Origin of the sequence: Cylindrospermum stagnale PCC 7417, assembly GCF_000317535.1 — a bacterium.
Taxonomy (GTDB): Bacteria; Cyanobacteriota; Cyanobacteriia; order Cyanobacteriales; family Nostocaceae; genus Cylindrospermum; species Cylindrospermum stagnale.
Window position 1 is genome coordinate 1,536,872 of the sequence record NC_019757.1, and the last position, 17,245, is coordinate 1,554,116.

Annotated in this window: 14 protein-coding genes; 11 read left to right on the forward strand and 3 right to left on the reverse strand. The window is 40.6% G+C overall.

Annotation, left to right across the window (positions count from 1 at the left end; all coding sequences use genetic code 11):
- Window positions 1-6 precede the first annotated feature (6 nt).
- From CYLST_RS06430 to CYLST_RS06465, 9 genes are all read left to right on the forward strand, one after another.
- The gene (locus CYLST_RS06430) at window positions 7-1,335 is read left to right on the forward strand and encodes an ATP-grasp domain-containing protein (protein ID WP_015206888.1); all 1,329 of its coding nucleotides are present in this window, start codon (window positions 7-9) and stop codon (window positions 1,333-1,335) included.
- A 616-nt stretch (window positions 1,336-1,951) separates the two neighbouring features.
- A complete protein-coding gene (argF, locus tag CYLST_RS06435; RefSeq protein ID WP_041233469.1) occupies window positions 1,952-2,872 on the forward strand; it encodes an ornithine carbamoyltransferase in 921 nt (306 codons plus the stop codon).
- Between the two features lie 145 nt (window positions 2,873-3,017).
- Window positions 3,018-3,623: a transcriptional repressor LexA gene (gene lexA, locus CYLST_RS06440; protein ID WP_015206890.1), complete on the forward strand. Its 606-nt coding sequence runs from the start codon at window positions 3,018-3,020 to the stop codon at window positions 3,621-3,623.
- 154 nt (window positions 3,624-3,777) lie between these two features.
- Window positions 3,778-5,259 carry a DNA phosphorothioation system restriction enzyme gene (locus tag CYLST_RS06445; protein WP_015206891.1) on the forward strand — a complete coding sequence of 494 codons (1,482 nt, stop codon included), beginning with the start codon at window positions 3,778-3,780 and terminating at the stop codon, window positions 5,257-5,259.
- 353 nt (window positions 5,260-5,612) lie between these two features.
- Complete coding sequence (locus tag CYLST_RS35100; protein WP_015206892.1) at window positions 5,613-5,786, forward strand: hypothetical protein; 174 nt, start codon at window positions 5,613-5,615, stop codon at window positions 5,784-5,786.
- Complete coding sequence (locus CYLST_RS06450; protein ID WP_015206893.1) at window positions 5,783-7,858, forward strand: AAA family ATPase; 2,076 nt, start codon at window positions 5,783-5,785, stop codon at window positions 7,856-7,858. Before CYLST_RS35100 ends, CYLST_RS06450 begins: the two co-directional genes overlap by 4 nt.
- A 408-nt stretch (window positions 7,859-8,266) precedes the next feature.
- Complete coding sequence (locus tag CYLST_RS06455) at window positions 8,267-10,168, forward strand: DUF3370 family protein (RefSeq protein WP_015206894.1); 1,902 nt, start codon at window positions 8,267-8,269, stop codon at window positions 10,166-10,168.
- Window positions 10,169-10,227: 59 nt separating this feature from the next.
- Window positions 10,228-10,980 (forward strand): SAM-dependent methyltransferase, encoded by a 753-nt coding sequence (locus tag CYLST_RS06460; protein ID WP_015206895.1) that lies wholly within the window; start codon window positions 10,228-10,230, stop codon window positions 10,978-10,980.
- Between the two features lie 159 nt (window positions 10,981-11,139).
- Entirely contained in the window at window positions 11,140-11,613 is a 474-nt protein-coding gene (locus tag CYLST_RS06465; RefSeq protein ID WP_015206896.1) for a DNA phosphorothioation-associated protein 4, read from the forward strand.
- A 28-nt stretch (window positions 11,614-11,641) separates the two neighbouring features.
- On the opposite strand, the gene CYLST_RS06470 is transcribed toward CYLST_RS06465, so the two are convergent.
- Both CYLST_RS06470 and CYLST_RS06475 read right to left on the reverse strand, forming a co-directional pair.
- A complete protein-coding gene (locus CYLST_RS06470) occupies window positions 11,642-12,832 on the reverse strand; it encodes a DNA sulfur modification protein DndB (RefSeq protein ID WP_015206897.1) in 1,191 nt (396 codons plus the stop codon).
- A 101-nt stretch (window positions 12,833-12,933) separates the two neighbouring features.
- Complete coding sequence (locus tag CYLST_RS06475) at window positions 12,934-14,535, reverse strand: DGQHR domain-containing protein (RefSeq protein WP_015206898.1); 1,602 nt, start codon at window positions 14,533-14,535, stop codon at window positions 12,934-12,936.
- A 188-nt stretch (window positions 14,536-14,723) separates the two neighbouring features.
- Between CYLST_RS06475 and dndC the strand changes: the two genes are divergently transcribed.
- The gene (gene dndC, locus CYLST_RS06480) at window positions 14,724-16,364 is read left to right on the forward strand and encodes a DNA phosphorothioation system sulfurtransferase DndC (protein WP_015206899.1); all 1,641 of its coding nucleotides are present in this window, start codon (window positions 14,724-14,726) and stop codon (window positions 16,362-16,364) included.
- Between the two features lie 96 nt (window positions 16,365-16,460).
- Here the strand turns inward: dndC and CYLST_RS06485 are convergent, their stop codons facing one another.
- Window positions 16,461-16,697: a helix-turn-helix domain-containing protein gene (locus CYLST_RS06485; RefSeq protein WP_015206900.1), complete on the reverse strand. Its 237-nt coding sequence runs from the start codon at window positions 16,695-16,697 to the stop codon at window positions 16,461-16,463.
- Window positions 16,698-16,809: 112 nt separating this feature from the next.
- Between CYLST_RS06485 and CYLST_RS06490 the strand changes: the two genes are divergently transcribed.
- A complete protein-coding gene (locus CYLST_RS06490; protein ID WP_015206901.1) occupies window positions 16,810-17,061 on the forward strand; it encodes a hypothetical protein in 252 nt (83 codons plus the stop codon).
- The last annotated feature ends 184 nt before the right edge of the window (window positions 17,062-17,245 follow it).

Sequence of the window (17,245 nt, forward strand, 5' to 3'; positions counted from 1 at the left end):
CTAACTATGAGAAAGCATATTTTTGTAGTGTTCCAAAACTTGGGCACTCTTGTATTACTGGCGCTGGCATTTCCCTTGAACTGCATCGTTGTCTTAACATCGTTGCTGTGGAACTTTCTTAAGCAACCATTCAGTAAGTCAATTGTTGTCAACCCCAATTCTAAAAATATCTTGATTGCTGGCGCTAGAATGACTAAAACTCTTCAGCTAGCGCGTTCATTTCATGCTGCTGGGCATCGGGTTATTATAATTGATATTGAGAAATACTGGTCAAGTGGTAATAAATATTCCAACTCTGTTGCAGGCTTTTATACCGTTCCCGATCCAAGCAAAGACTTAGAAGGCTATATTGAAACCCTACACGCGATCGCCAAAACAGAAAAGATCGACTTTTTTATCCCGGTAGCCATTTTTTCGGTCATTCACTACGATCAAGGCAAGCCACCATTACCAGACTTTTGTGAGTTTTTCCACTTCGATGCCGATGTCACGAATATTCTGGATGATAAGTTTGCCTTTGCCGAAACAGCGCGATCGTTCGGTTTATCTGTCCCCAAATCCTTCAAGATTACCGATCCCGAACAAGTCCTCAACTTCGACTTTTCTCAGGAGAAGCGCAAATACATTCTTAAAAGCATCCCCTACGATCAAGTGCGTCGCTTGAATCTCACCAAGCTACCTTGCGATACCCCAGCAGAAACAGCAGCATTTGTCAAGAGTCTGCCGATCAGTGCGGAGAATCCCTGGATTATGCAAGAATTTATCCCTGGAAAGGAATACTGCACTCACACTACCGCGCGAGATGGAGAGTCAAGAATGTACTGCTGCTGTGAGTCATCCGCCTTTCAAGTCAACTACGAAAACATTGATCAGCTAGAAATTACGCAATGGGCGAGTCATTTTACCAAAGAACTGGGAAAAACCGGGCAACTTTCCTTTGACTTCATCCAGGCAGAAGACGGAACTGTTTACGCGATTGAGTGTAACCCCCGGACTCACTCCGCCATTACTATGTTTTACAATCATCCAGGAGTAGCGGATGCCTATCTTGGTAAACAGCCTCTGGCTGAATCGTTGCAGCCTCTTGCTGATAGTAAGCCAACCTATTGGCTGTACCACGAAGTTTGGCGGCTAAATGAGATTAGATCGTTTAAGCAACTACAAACCTGGGTAAAAAACATCAGGCGGGGGAAAGAAGCAATTTTTGAGGTGAGTGATCCCTTACCCTTCCTGATGGTACATCACTGGCAGATTCCCTTACTCATTCTCGACAATTTACGAAGGCTCAAAGGTTGGATCAGAATAGATTTTAATATGGGCGAGCTTATAGAGTAATACCAACGAATATTTTCCCCTTTCTTTCATTTTCTTACCAAATGGGGAGTATCCCGATTTTAGAGTTGAGTTATAAAATGTATGTTGGAGTACTGATGTTCGTTTACAAGAACTACCCACAGAGAAATTTCAAGAGAATAAAGAAGTAGAATTATTAATAGAGATTGAAGAATTTAGAGCACAATTAGCTGGAGTTGAGAGTTAAACGCTCAACTACTAGCTTGGGTAGCTGGTACTGTTGATACCCAACGCGAATGCTTCATTTGTTGCAGGTGTTTTCTGTTATGTCTGCGACTATACAGGAGTGGTTAATATGCTGTACTCTTGTATTTGATGCTAAGGCTGTCATGCTTCCAAAATACAATATTTTGCGCCTTTACCTACGGTGGGGCGTAGCCCATCGCCATCGACGGTAGGTCTAAACCCATCGCAGCTGCGGAATCTAGGGTCAAATCCTGAGCTGAAGGCAAAAATATTTGGTACAGTTTGAAAGTTGTATTTTTTTTGACACCGTTGGAGCAACTCAATTTTGGATTTTGGCAATAACTCTAATCTAAAATCTGAAATCGGTAGTCAAGGAACAGAAAGATATGATGATTATTTACAGATCACAAGCATGGCAGCATTGATTGGACGAGATTTATTAGGTCTGGCGGATCTTAGTTCCACGGAACTCCAAGAACTCCTGCAATTGGCAACTGAACTCAAATCACAACGGCTGAAGTTGCACTGTAATAAGGTGTTGGGTTTGTTGTTCTCTAAAGCTTCAACTCGGACGCGAGTAAGTTTTACTGTGGCGATGTACCAACTGGGTGGACAGGTAATTGATCTTAACCCAAATGTCACTCAAGTCAGTCGCGGGGAACCGATACAAGATACGGCGCGAGTGCTGGATCGATATTTAGATATTTTAGCAATCCGCACTTTTGCCCAGCAGGATTTGGAAACTTTTGCTAACTACGCCAAAATTCCTGTAATTAATGCTTTGACTGATTTAGAGCATCCCTGTCAGGTTTTAGCTGATTTAATGACGATTCAGGAGAGTTTTGGCACGCTGGCGGGGTTAACCTTGACTTACGTGGGTGATGGGAATAATGTGGCTAATTCTCTGATGCTTGGCTGTGCTTTGGTGGGGATGAATGTAAGAGTTGCCACTCCTGGTGGATATGAACCAGATGCGGGAATTGTGGCACAAGCAAAAGCGATTACACAAAATAAAACCGAAGTACTCCTCACCAATGATCCAGAACTAGCAGCTAAGGGAGCATCGGTACTTTACACTGATGTTTGGGCAAGTATGGGGCAAGAAGCAGAGGCTGACAACCGCTTGCCTATTTTCCAACCTTATCAAATTTCTGAGCAGCTATTAAGCCTTGCTGACCCAGAAGCAATTGTTTTACACTGTTTACCGGCTCATCGTGGCGAAGAAATTACCGAAGAAGTAATTGAAGGTTCTCAATCACGGGTTTGGGATCAGGCAGAAAATCGCCTGCACGCCCAAAAAGCTTTGCTTGCTAGTATCTTAGGAGCAGAGTAAAAGGTCAAAAGTCAAAAATTAAAGGGCAAAAGCAAAGAGAATCGTCTTGATTTTGCCTTTAATCTTTTTAGTTTCATCTTGTTATGGGAAGGAATTTGTAGTACTAATGTTCTAGAGACATTTGTAATTACTTCCTAAGAAATTTATGGAACGGCTAACAGAAGCGCAACAAGAACTATATGAATGGCTGGTAGAATATATCCGCTTAAATCAGCATTCGCCTTCAATTCGCCAAATGATGCTAGGGATGAATTTGCGATCGCCTGCACCAATTCAAAGCCGCTTGGAACATTTACGCACCAAGGGCTACATTGAATGGAATGAAGGTAAGGCGCGAACGATCCGGATTTTGCATCCTATTAAGCAAGGTGTGCCAATTTTGGGCACAATCGCCGCTGGTGGTTTAATTGAACCCTTCACTGATGCTATAGATCATTTAGACTTTTCTAATCTATCTCTACCTGCCCAAAGCTACGCTTTGCGGGTAGCTGGTGATAGCATGATTGAGGATTTAATTGCTGATGGCGATTTGGTCTTTTTGCGTCCGGTACAAGAACCAAATAATCTCAAAAATGGCACGATCGTCGCCGCTAGAGTTGAGGGATACGGTACAACTTTAAAACGTTTCTATCGCCAAGGCGATCGCGTCACCCTTAAACCAGCCAATCCTAAGTACAACCCGATTGAAGTCCCGGCTATGCACGTACAGGTGCAAGGTTCTCTCGTTGGTGTTTGGCGCGATTACAACTAAACAATGGTAATGGGTGATGGGTGATGGGTAATGGGTAATAGAAATCAATTACCTCTTAGACAATCCCCTTCTTCCCAATTAGCAATGCCTAATCCCCTTTTTCCCAATCCCCAATTACCCATTACCAATTACCAATTACCTATTACCTATACTTATGTATCTGACGTCAAAACCAGTGCAGCAACTGCCCACTTTCAAGCTCAAGTTACCATTTGTGGGGGAAAGTCAGGGCAGTTATCGGACTCAGCAACCATTACCAGGATGCCCGATGATGCCTTCATCTCTGCAATTGCGCCAGTATCAGCGACAAGCGATCGCAGGCTGGTTTGCTAATAACGGCAGAGGGACGCTAAAAATGGCTACAGGTAGTGGGAAAACCATCACTGCACTGGCGATTGCTTGTCAACTGTACCAACAGATAGGTTTACAAGTTTTGTTGGTGGTGTGTCCCTATCGCCATCTCGTCACCCAATGGGCGAGAGAGTGTGAAAAATTTAACTTAAAACCGATTTTAGCTTTCGAGAATTTACGCAATTGGCAAAGTCAACTTTCCACCCAAATCTATAATCTGCGTTCTGGTTCTCAAGGCTTTGTGACGGTGATTACCACCAACTCGACTTTAATTGGCGATGGCTTTGGTTCACAACTCAAGTATTTTCCCGCCAAGACTTTAATTATCGGTGATGAAGCCCATAACTTAGGCGCACCAAGGTTAGAGGAAAGTTTACCCCGTCGTGTAGGGTTGCGACTAGCTTTGTCAGCGACACCGGAAAGGTATTTTGATGATGGCGGTACTCAGTCTTTATTTGATTATTTTGGCCCGGTGCTACAACCAGAATTTACCTTGCAGGATGCGATCGCGCAAAATGCTTTGGTACACTATCTTTATTATCCCGTGCTTGTGGAACTCACAGAGGCTGAAAGCATTGCCTATCTTAAGTTAACCAAAAAAATTGGGCGATCGCTACTTTATCGTGAACGAGAAAATGGCAATGGCGGAGATTTTGAAGACAACGAAGATATCAAATCTTTATTGATGCAACGCGCCAGATTAATTGGCGCAGCAGCCAATAAATTAACCGCTTTGCGGGAATTAATGGCAAATCGCCGCGAAACCACGCACACATTATTCTATTGTAGCGATGGTTCACAAGATGCAGGACAACGTTCATCTTTGCGTCAACTCAAAGCCGTTGCTAAAATTTTGGGGGTAGAATTGGGGTACAAAGTCAGCACCTACACCGCTCATACCTCTTTAGCAGAAAGAGAAACTTTGCGCCTGCAATTTGAAAGTGGCGAGTTACAAGGTTTAGTAGCAATTCGCTGTTTAGATGAAGGTGTTGATATTCCGGCAATTCAAACAGCAGTAATCCTATCAAGTTCTGGTAATCCCCGTCAATTTATTCAGCGCCGGGGACGAGTTTTGCGCCCTCACCCTGGTAAAGAACGCGCCACCATCTTTGACATGATTGTTCTACCACCAGACTTAGACAGAGAAACCATCGAAGTAGAACGCAACTTGTTAAAAAAGGAATTGCGGCGCTTTGTCGAGTTTGCTGATTTGGCTGATAACGCCGGGGAAGCGAGGATGAAGTTGCTAGATTTACAAAAGCGCTATGGACTATTGGATCTTTAATCTACGATGTAGATAAATGCCGTTTTCTTATCTGTAATTTATCTACATCTATCGGCGGTTAGAAACATCCAATTTTATATTTTTGTGTAAAATTACTTCGGAAGTTAGAGCAGAACATCAGCGGATATGGAATAATAGGAAATATAGGACGGTATTAATATAATGGGAGTTAAATTGAATTTTCTTAAAAGCACAACTTCTCATTATCAGACTTGACAACAAGCATAACAGAGCGCTCCCAAAAAATCAAGCTTTTTCTCTCAAAAAATTTTAAATTTACCAACTACAATTTGCAAAATCTCATGCTGACTAAAAACAGTTAAAATAGAAAAAACATATATCTAAAAACCGCGATGTCACAAGAGGCAATCATCGATGATGTACAAGAACCAATTACCAGCGCACCGCCAGAAGTAAAACAAATAATTGAGAAGGTATGGAGATTAGAGAAAAGCAGACTAGATCGGAAGATCAAAACCCATATTAATGATGATATTTTAACGATAGTGAAGGAAGCGGTGCAATGAAGCTGACTTCAATTAAACTAGGAAATTTTCGCTCTTTTTATGGCAAAACCCCAGAGATAAATCTGGCAGGTAGCAATGAGCGTAACACAACCATTATTCACGGCAATAATGGAGCCGGAAAAACCAGTCTATTAAATGCCTTTACTTGGGTGTTATATGAAAAATTTAGTGCTGCTTTTGCATCAACAGAACAGCTAGTAAATAAAAGAGCCATCGCCGAATCTCAACCAGGTCAACCTGTAGAATGTTCAGTAGAAGTTGGTTGGGAACATGAAGGAAACCGCTACCGAGCTACACGTTCTTGTCGGGTTTATAAAAATGAAAGTGATATTATTGAAGCTGGTAAAACTCAGTTAAAGATCCAAGTAGCTGGAGATGACGGTAAGTGGTATTTTCCCCTCCAGCAAGCAGATGAAATCATCACCCAAATTTTACCAGCGAGTTTACATCAATATTTTTTCTTTGACGGCGAGAGGATTGAAGAAATAGTCCGTTCTGATCAAAAAGCCGAAATTGCCGAAGCAATCAGGACTTTTTTAGGTGTGGAAGTAATTGAACTTTCGATCAAACACTTGAAAGAAGCCAAGAAAAATTTAGAAGCAGACTTAAAAAACATTGGTGATGCGGAAACTAAACAGTTATTGAGTCAGCAAGAGAAGCTAGAACAGGAAATTGAAAATCTCAGCCTGCGCCAAACGGAAATCAAACAAGACTTAGAACATCAACAGACATTTAAAAAAGAAGTCAGTAACCGATTGCGAGAACTTAGCGCTGTTAAAGAATTGCAAGAAAGACGGCAGAATTTAGAAAATCAGAGAGATGCCAATCGGGAAGAACTGAAGAAAACGCGAGAAACTTTGAAAAAAGTCATCTCTGCACGAGGTTACACAGTTCTGTTATCAGAAACTACAACCCAGTTTCGGGAGATATTCACAGATTTAAAACAGCGCGGTGAATTAACTACAGGAATTTCACGGGAATTTGTGAATGAGTTGCTGAAATCCGAACGTTGTATTTGTGGTGCAGATTTACAAGACGGTAGTCATTCCCATCTGAACGTTAAAACCTTGTTAGATAAAGCAGGTTCTTCAACAGTAGAAGAAACAGCAATTCGCATGAGTGCCCAAGTAGATGAAATTGATAAGCAAGCAATATCATTTTGGGAAGAAGTCGATAGAGAACAAGATAGAATTAAGCAGTTGAGAGAAAACATATCTCAAGTTGAAGCTGAATTAGACGGCATTCAAGAACAAATTCGGAAAAATCCCAATGAAGAAATCAGTAATTTGCAAAAACGCTTAGATGAAATTGAAGCTAAAAATGATGAATTAAATAGAGAACAGGGTGGAAATCAACAAGAAATTGCTCACATAAAAACAAACATTGATAACTTAGTCAAGCAAATCGCCAAGCAAAAACAAAATGAAGACAAGCAATCATTAGCACAGCGACGTATCAATGCTACTCAAGACGCAATTGAACGTTTATCAGAAGTAAAAAATCGTCAAGAAAAACAGTTTCGGGTGCAATTAGAAAAGCGGGTACAGGAAATCTTCTCAGAAATTTCTTTTACTCCCTACCTTCCCAAAATCAGCGAAAAATACGAACTGAGTTTGATTGAGAATACGACGGGTATGGAAGCACCAGTTGCAGCTTCCACCGGAGAAAATCAAATTCTCAGTTTATCATTTATCGCCAGCATCATTGATAAAGTGCGGGAATGGAGTGAGAAACGAAAATTGATTATGGTTCCCGATAGTAGCACTTTTCCCATTGTGATGGATTCGCCTTTTGGTAGTTTAGATGCAAATTCTCGCCGACACATTGCCAGAACAATTCCTAAATTAGCAAATCAGTTAATTGTGTTAGTGACTAAGACGCAATGGCGGGGTGAGGTGGAGGAGGAAATAGCCAAAAAAATTGGTAGGGAATATGTATTGACTTACTATTCTTCTAAGCCTGATTGCGAACAGGATTATATTCAGTTAGGTGGAGAGAGATACCCTTTGGTGCGTCAAAGTCCAAATGGATTTGAATATACTGAAATTATCGAAGTTGAACGGAATAGGTAAACTCACATTTTGCCCGAATTGCTAAAAGCCGTGAACTAAAGTTCCGGCTGAAAGCACAAACCAGTTAAAACTGGTTAAAACTTTTATTTGAGTTAAGTAAGTAGGAGAAAAAATTAACCTAATAAATGTTGAAATTAGCTTGTAGTAAGGGCTTCAGCCCTACTTTGCAAAGAGAAAGCGGGCATAGCTGCGCTTACTGCGTAGCTTCGACTACAGGAGATAGAGAGGGCTAAAGCCCTCACTACAAACCTTTAATTATTTACGTTTCTCTACTTCTAGAGTGTCTGGTAAATTACTTTATATTCATTCTCGAAAAATACCACCCCACTAAAGCTAGTTAAGTTAGGTAAGGTTCGTATTTATAAACCACAGATGAAGACAAATAAACTTGTATTTCAGAAGATTAGGATGCGCTATATCAGAAATAGTTCGGTTATAATCGCTTTATTTATAATTTCGTTACCCCCCCGCGCTTTAGCTTTTTCTGACACCCAAAGCTATTGGGGAAAAAGTTGTGTTCAACAATTAGGCGAAAAAAGGCTACTGACAGGTTATCCTGATGGAAGTTTTCGTCCTAATACAACAGTTACCCGCGCCGAAGCAGCGGTTTTAATGTTGAATGCGTTTCCTGATGCGCCTGTAAAACGGAATGCTGTAACATTTAAAGATGTACCTGCCAATTATTGGGCGTATAAAGCAATTACTACTGCTTATCAAAAAGGTTTTTTCTCCGGTTATCCAGGAAATATTTTTCAACCTAACCAAGCAATTCCTAGGGCGCAAATTATCGGCGTTGTCGCTGGAGGCAAAAATTATGATTCTGTTTCTAACTCAGGGCAGACATTGCAACAGTATTTTGAGGATGCTAAACAAGTTCCTCGCTATGCCCAAAATTCTCTCGCTGCGGCAACAATTAATAATATCGTTGTTAATTATCCCAACGTCAAACAGCTAAAACCAAACCAAAGCGCGACTAGAGGCGAAGTTGCTGCTTTGATATGTCGGGCGTTAAATATCTACACAATTCCGCCAGAATATATTGCCGGTGTAGATGTATCTCCTCAAGAAGTACGCGCTTTACCTGGAAAACTTGATATTGTCCCCACTTTTAATAGCAATAGTCCTGAACTTGTAGACACTGAGGGTATTTTACTTTCAACTTTTCCCCCAGATGGTAAACAGGTAAAAGAAGCACATTTAAATTATCCTTTTCAAGGCAGATTTGATGTATTTTCTCATCATATTGTCAGGGCGGAAACAGCAGATAAAAACCGCACTGTTTACCAAGGAATAATTGTCTATAATCCAGGGAATGAACCAGTAACATTGCAAGTATTGCAAGCTGCAAGTTACCTTTCTAGAGAAGCGCCGTTTATTGCTTTGCCGGATATGGTGGATAATTCCCAAAGTACGGTTTATGCTGGCCCTGGTAGTCGGACGATGAATGATGTGCTGCGGGGAAATAGGCAGGATATTTTCCCGGAAAAGCTGGTGATTGAACCGGGAGAAAGCCAAATCTTAGCTAATTTAGCTATTCCTGTGCAAGCGCCTTCTTCCAATGGTCGCACGGTGATGATGCGTTTGAGTAGCGATCGCACAATTTTTATGGCAAACTTAGCTAAGAATAGCGATCGCCCCCCAACTCTCAATGAATGGCTACAGCTACTGAATACAGGCAGTTTAGCAGGAAAGCGCGACCCCATCCCCACACCCCTGGAACCACCAAAAGAACCAACGGTATTTAGTCGCGTTGCTGGTGTTTCTCAAGGGACAAAATGGAATGCACAAATTACAGATAATGTCAATACAGCTAATTTAACTCTCCCCCAGCCAGGAAAAGCATTTTCTTATCCTTTGGGAACGGTGCATTTAATTACACTCAGCACCGGACAAATCCAAAGTGCAACCATGCTGAAACGCTATCCTGACACAGCCTACTTTGCCCACAGTAACTACGGTGTAGAATATAATCTCACTTTGCCCCTACATAATGCCAGCAGTCAAACCCGGACTGTGACTGTATCAATGCAAACTCCGGTTAAGGATGAAGGTGGTACAGATAGATTGCTGTTTTTAAAGCCACAGGTGGAACAGATATTTTTTCGGGGAACTGTGCGGGTGCGTTATACCGATGATAATGGAGGGGAAAAAACCCGCTATCTGCATTTGGTACAGCGACGAGGACAACCGGGAGAACCGTTGGTGAAGTTGAAGTTAGCGGGGGGAGAAAAGCGACAAGTACAAGTTGATTTTTTGTATCCTCCTGATTCTACTCCACCGCAGGTTTTGACTGTGAAAACTGAGAGTTAAATCAGCCCAGAGTGCGATCGCTATATAATACCGCTATATAATTAACAGTTTTCATATCAATGGAAATCCCATCAGTTCCCAACACAGGCCGCATGGTTGATTATTTCCTTGGCGGTTCCCATCACTTTCCTATTGATGTGGAAGCAGCCAAAGTTTTTACCCAAGCTTATCCTGACAGTGCCACATTTTTCCGCACATTAAGAGATTACAATGGGCGTGTATGCCGTTATATTGAATCTCAGGGAATAAATCAGTTTGTTGTTTTTGCTGGGGGAGTGCCAACTTGTGGAAATGTCCATGAATCTGTGCCGCAAGCAAAGGTGTTATATACTGATATTGACCCAGATAATATTGAATTTGGTAGGGAAATTTTAGCCGGGAACTCTAATGCTGACTACACGTTTTGTGATGCTACAAATCTAGATAGTCTTGATGAGTCTGTGGTTTCCCAGGTTTTAGGCAAAATTCAGCGTTTGGGTATAGTTTTTATTGGTATTTCCGCTTTTATTCCTGATGAAGTTTTGGCGAATATGCTTGATAAACTTTATGACTGGGCACCGGCGGGAAGTTTTTTGGCAATAGATTTTGATGGTGAGGCGGCGGTGCAGTTTCCGCAACTACTAAAATTACTTGACTCGATGGGTGCGTCTCTATATATGCGGAACCCCACAACTTTTAAACCGCTGTTAGGACGCTGGCAATTAACTCAACACGGTATTTTGCCAGATGCTGTATGGAAGGCGGAACTCTCAGTTAATCCAATTGATTCTAGTGAACCTGTTTTTAGTTACGGCTGTGTTGTTTATAAGTGATAGAAATTAGCGATCGCATTTTGGCTGGTTGGTAGATTGCGCTTGAATGTGCGATCGCATTTGCTGGTTGGTATAAAAAAATTGCCCTTGAATGTGCGCTTGAATGTGCGATCGCTTTTCGTTTTCGGTTAAGATAACAACAACGTAGATATTAACATCATGGCAGAAACCGGCAGAATCAGGGTTGCTAAAGATAAAGCTTACTTAGTGAAGGATTTAACAGCTTCGAGTGGTGGAACTGGGCTTTTCCAAACCTTCGCTGATGTGATTGTGTTTGCAGCTGCTTTAGGTGCAAAGCATAAAAAGCGGGAACCTTTGGGAGAAATTTCTAAAAGGGAACCGGCTCCGATCAGGTTAGAGGTTTTTGCCACAATGGGACATGATGTGGTGATTAAATTATTGGGAATTAATGAAACTAAGGATATTAAAATATTTTCTCTTAATGAAGAAGAATATGACATTGAGCGCAACCATATTTTTGAAGAGTACGCTAATGGTGGACTGGAAATATTACAAACTGAGTTGCGTGGAGCAGTAGATTATTCAGAGCGAATTCTATTATTTCTCAGTTATGAAAAAACTAATACAGAGCAGCAAGATGAGGAATTTGATCTAACCAAATTCCTATCTTAACCTTTTATTGAAGCAAACAGTCAATAATTTATGGCCATCCCAGCTTAACTTTTACTATCTTTACTGCATCATTTATAGCACCTGTACCAGAATATATTTTATAAAGCTTACCTGGATTTTTGGGTTTAGGTTCTATTCTAACTATGCTATCTCTCCAAACTTCGTTTTCTCTTGACCAATCTAAACTAGCTAGTTGTGAAACTTTTTCTTGATCAAAAGAATTATCATGACGATTATAAGCACAATATAGCAGCTTTCCCAAAACTTCTAAACCAACACTTACACCCAATAGACAATCTTCTTTAAATGAGGCAATATCAGCTTCTGTTAATTCATCGAAGTGTATCGCAGCTATATACTCCGTGTTACTGCATTCTGAAAAAAACTGATTTAGACAATTAACCAAAGCATCAGAACTGCTTTTTACATCTAATTCTTTAAGCTGATTTAGCGCATCGTTACTAAAAACACTACTTACAAATTTAGCAATGTAATTCATTGTGTAAATTAGCTTATTTTTAGTTGAAGGATTTGCTTTAATTTTCTCAGTCTTATCTTTAAACAGTGATACTCGTTTTACTAACTCTTTACTAATACCCACTCGTCCGGAAAATTCCCCAAATGACAGCAATAAAGATTTATCAAGTGGTCTAGTTTGTGCCATATCTCTAAAATCAGCTTGACACTGTTGAAAATCTCCTTCCAAAACCAAAGTTATTGGAAAATCATCATCGCTAATTAAGTCACTATCAGCACTTTCTATTAATTCATGAATTGCCCGTTTACGATGCTGCCCATCAGTAATATCTAACTTAACATCACGACGAATGATAACTAAGCCGACATTTCTGCCAAATTCTAGAAAAGTGATCTCTTGCGAGGGCACATTTGCTGTTAGCGTCCCCACAATCCAAGGTTTTCCTTTTTTGGCACGTTCAATAATATATTGTTTTATTCCCTCTGCATGATCTGTAATCACTGGGCGATTTTTACCAGAATCAGGATCATTACCAATTGATGGTTTGGCTTGTAAAAGACCTGAAAAATCTCTTGCAGGGACATTAATTTGCAGCATAGTCCGGTTTCCCTGCGTCAACTTCAGTCCTGGATAACAACGCTCACGGTGATACTTGGAAAAAAAAGGCTCCATAAATGCGCTAAATTTAGCTTGCATTTCAGGAGTAATGTCATTGTTATTTTCTTCGCTTGGTTGACTCATATAAATACTGTTGCACTTAACTAGGTTAAGAACTATGGTAAATAAGGCTGTGTTAAATCACATCAGTAAAAACCACAGGACAATATTACTCGCTAACTTGACTAATTAAGTATAGATGGAAGTCCTACTTCCTTCGGTTCAACAAACTTTCCATCAAAACCAATAGTTTTATCTTCTATCGTCCTAGCATCAGCCAAATTCTTACGCAGTTTAGCAAGTTCCATCTGATCATTAATTCCACCCAAAATATAAATCAGTAACTTCGTTGCTAAATCCCTTCCAGCAACCTGCACCCGCTTCTTATTTGGGTCATACAAAACACCATACCAAAGAGATTGGGGATACTCCATCCCACTAAATCCTCCTTGCTGGTCAAACTTCCGCAACTTCTTAAAAATAGCTGCTAGAGAAAACCCTTTTTTAAACACCAAAATTCCTAAAGCTTGGGCTAAAGCCACTTGAGAAACAGGACGGAAAAGCATATTTGCTTCACCTCCCTCCTTCTCAAAACTGAACCGTCGCAAAACAGGTGTATCCTCATGTTCCAGAATCTTAAAACTAGGAAGGCTGGCTAAATAATCAAAAAGCTGCGTAAATTCCTCAATTCCCTCCTCAAGTTCATCATCCTCTGGACGCATGGGAATTAGACCTTTTTCTAAAGGTTTCCAATGAGGGAACTTTTGCCCCAAATATCGCTCAGACATATCTTGCAAAGCTTGCAGCGTCGTTAAAACTGTGGAGTTCGCTGCCACTGTTGCACTATTCCAATTAATGCGAGGGTTGCGCTCTTCCTTTTCTGCTAAAAGCGGATGTGTAACCGCGATTTTTCTGGCTACAATTGAAAAACCATCATCCTCATTTAGCTGTGCTAACTGACCTTTAGTTAAGGGTGCAGCCATGAGATTAACATGGACAAAAATCGATCTCACCCGTCGCCTCGCGTCGGTGCGAGTTTCCCCAGGTGCAACCGCACAGATAAACTCAATACCAATTTTTTCTTTGGGTAAACTTTCCAAATAAGCAGGGTCTACTTGGTACTTTTCTATCAAATCAGTTGCTGTAATAAAACTGTCATCAGCCGATTTTTCTTTTTTATAGCGCTGGAGCTTACCAGATTTGATTAAGTCCATCAACCCCTGCACCCCCATCAGTCGGTGTTGACCATCCAAAGCATATATAGTGATATCATCCTCAGAAATATTTAGTAGACCGACTTTACCATCTTTATCTAGAGGGGTGAAATCAGTAGTAGATTTGTTGGCGCGTCCATCTTTATCCCACTCAGCGGCTTTGGCATTATCCACCCAAGGTTGATTAATCACCACCAGCACAGGGGGGAATTTATGATTTTTTCGAGCTGCTAAATACTGTACTAGAGGCGCTTGACGTGACCAGTCGAGGGGACGCTGACGAATTTCATCAATGCTATCTGCGTCAATTTCGATGTTGTCAGTCTCTGGATTATACTTCTTTTGAAGTAGGGGTAAACCAGAGGCGAAGTGAACCCGACTCGCAAACCATTCTAGGGTAACAGAACCAACATAAGCCTCAGTACCACCCATCTCGGTTTTTTGAACGAGAATCTGATCATTCTTCCCTAGAAATTTCTCCAGCAGCAAGGCCAGTGACTGTTTATCCTTGTTTTCTTGTTCTAGGTACTCTTTAGCGATTTTAGTAGTTTTATCAGATGTACTGTCTTTCATGTTAATTTTTAAAAACAAAATAGTGTAAGCTAGTTTAATTGTCTAATAAAGTTGCATATTAATAGTATAGTTTTTAAAAACTTTTATTAATCCGCGTAGGTAAGTTTTGCCTGTGTGGTTCTGTGAATTCCATTAGCTTAGATGGAACAAATGCAGTCACACCAATGTTTCCAGAGAGGTAGAGAGAAATGACTACAGCACAACAACCAGAAAATAAAGAGCAGCAAAAACGTACTGTAGCAGAGTTAGTGGACTATATCCAAGCTCTCACCACTGAAATTCAAGAATTGTATTGTTTAGATGAAATACCTTGGGTTGTAGGCTATTCGGGTGGAAAAGATAGCACGGCTACTTTACAGCTTATCTGGAATGCGATTTCTGGAATACCACCAGAAAAAAGAACTAAGACTATTCATGTGATTACAACTGATACAGGAGTAGAAAATCCTTATGTTTCTGCTTGGGTGCGTAATTCTCATGAGCACATAAAATTAGCTGCTAAAGAGCAACAAATGCCAATGCAGCCCCATGTGCTAGAACCAGAGGTTACAGACACATACTGGGTTGGTTTAATTGGTAAAGGGTATCCTGCACCCCGTCAAAAGTTTCGTTGGTGTACCGGACGCTTGAAAATCAATCCATCTAATCGTTTTATTCGTGATGTTGTTAGAAGTAGCGGAGAAGCTCTTGTAATCTTAGGTACTAGGAAAGCAGAAAGCCCCAGTCGCGCTGCAACAATGAAAAAACTTGAAGAAAAACGAGTACGCGATCGCCTCAGCCCTAATGCAAATTTACCAAATTCACTCGTTTACAGTCCTATTGAAGATTGGCGTACTGATGAGGTTTGGCTATATTTAATGCAATGGGAAAACCCTTGGGGACATAGCAATAAAGATTTATTCACTATGTATAGAGAATCAACAGCAGACAATGAATGTCCTTTAGTTGTTGATACTTCTACTCCTAGTTGCGGTAGTTCTCGTTTTGGTTGCTGGGTTTGCACGCTTGTTGAACGTGACAAATCTCTGAATGCAATGATTCAAAATAATGATGAGAAAGAATGGTTACAGCCAATAGTTGATTTTCGTCGGGAATTAGATATTGAAAATGACCGTGAAAAGCGAGACTTTCGACGCATCTGGGGCGAAGTTCAACTATTTGAACGTAATGTAGAGGGTGGAACCTCCATTGAACCCATACCTGGCCCCTACACAAAATATTGGCGAGAGTATTGGTTGAGAAAGTTATTAACAGCGCAAACACAAATGCGTCAAACAGCGCCAGAAAATATGCGTGATATCACCCTTATCTCTCTAGCGGAATTGAGTGAAATTCGCCGCATTTGGCTAGAAGAAAAACATGAATTTGATGATAGTGTACCTCGCATTTATCAAGAAGCGACTGGTGAAAAATTCAAAGACCCTCGTCCTGGTGCTGACTATAGTTTACTAGGGCGTGATGAATGGATGGTGCTAGAAGAAGTCTGTGAAGGTGACGCCATGCACTTGGAACTCATGGCTAAACTGTTGGACACAGAACACCAGTTTCGGAAAAAAACTCGCCGTGTAGGCATCTATGATAAGCTAGAAAACTGTTTTGATACAAGTTCCCGTTCTCAACAAGATGCAATTAATAATGCTCATTTAAAGCGCGATTTGAGAGAAGCAATTAGTGAAGGTGATGTTGCCAAATTTAAAGAAAAATTCAAGCAGCTTACTTTCGGGGATGTACCGAATGAAGAAACTGCTGAAGAGAGTACTGAAGATAGTAAACCGCTAACTTGGGCAAATATTAAATTCGCTAAAAAATCAGAACCCATAACTGAATGACCGTCGCGTTGCTGCAATGCAAAAGTAATTAAAACATTGCCTAGTTCCCGCGCTCTGCGTGAGAATTTCTAATCAGAGGCTCTGGCTCTAGTTTACTTAATATTCCTCAACAGAGTCTCCCAAATAAAGCTTGATAAAGTCTTTTGCAGCATTTGGGTTAATTCTCTCTAGTCCATCCCGAATTTCAAGCACCGCTTCAGCTGTAGGATCTCTAGTCTCATTAATCCATCTATGTACGTTTGATCGTGCAGTTTGCATAATAACGGCCAACTGATTTTGGCTAATTTCATAGGTTTCTAAAACTTTTTTGAGAGCTTGGCCTGCTTTTCCCATGCCTTCAATTTTGTCAGAGACTCATTACGCCGTAAATGTTGTCTATAGGCAACAAGTGCTGTATTATGTTGTCTATAGGCAACATGCTTATTAAGCAGGAGTGCAAAATCCAATGCTGACAAGCTTTCTGACAAATCCTGGACAAACCTCTATGGTTATATCTCCTAGTACCTCTACAGAAACATTCCCCGGTAGAGAGAAGGTCAAATTACTGGTAATTGGTTCTCAGGCAAGCGTTAACAGCATAATTTATAGCCTTCACAATCTTGGTTTTGCCGAGGTTGGTGAATGGAGTTCCATTCTACCTGCTCCAAATCCTGGTGAAGTAATGAGAATCTTAACCAGACACATTATTACAAACTAATTGTCAAATTTTTTAGCTAGTAATGCCGAACTAACTTATCGAAAGTTCGGCTTAAATAACTTTGATTATTATGCTATATAAGTATATACTTATAACGGCGGTTTATAACGCAAATACATGCTATAATGCTGCTATTAGTATTAGCATGAGAAATTATTACAAACTAAACAGTTAGCCCTTTCAA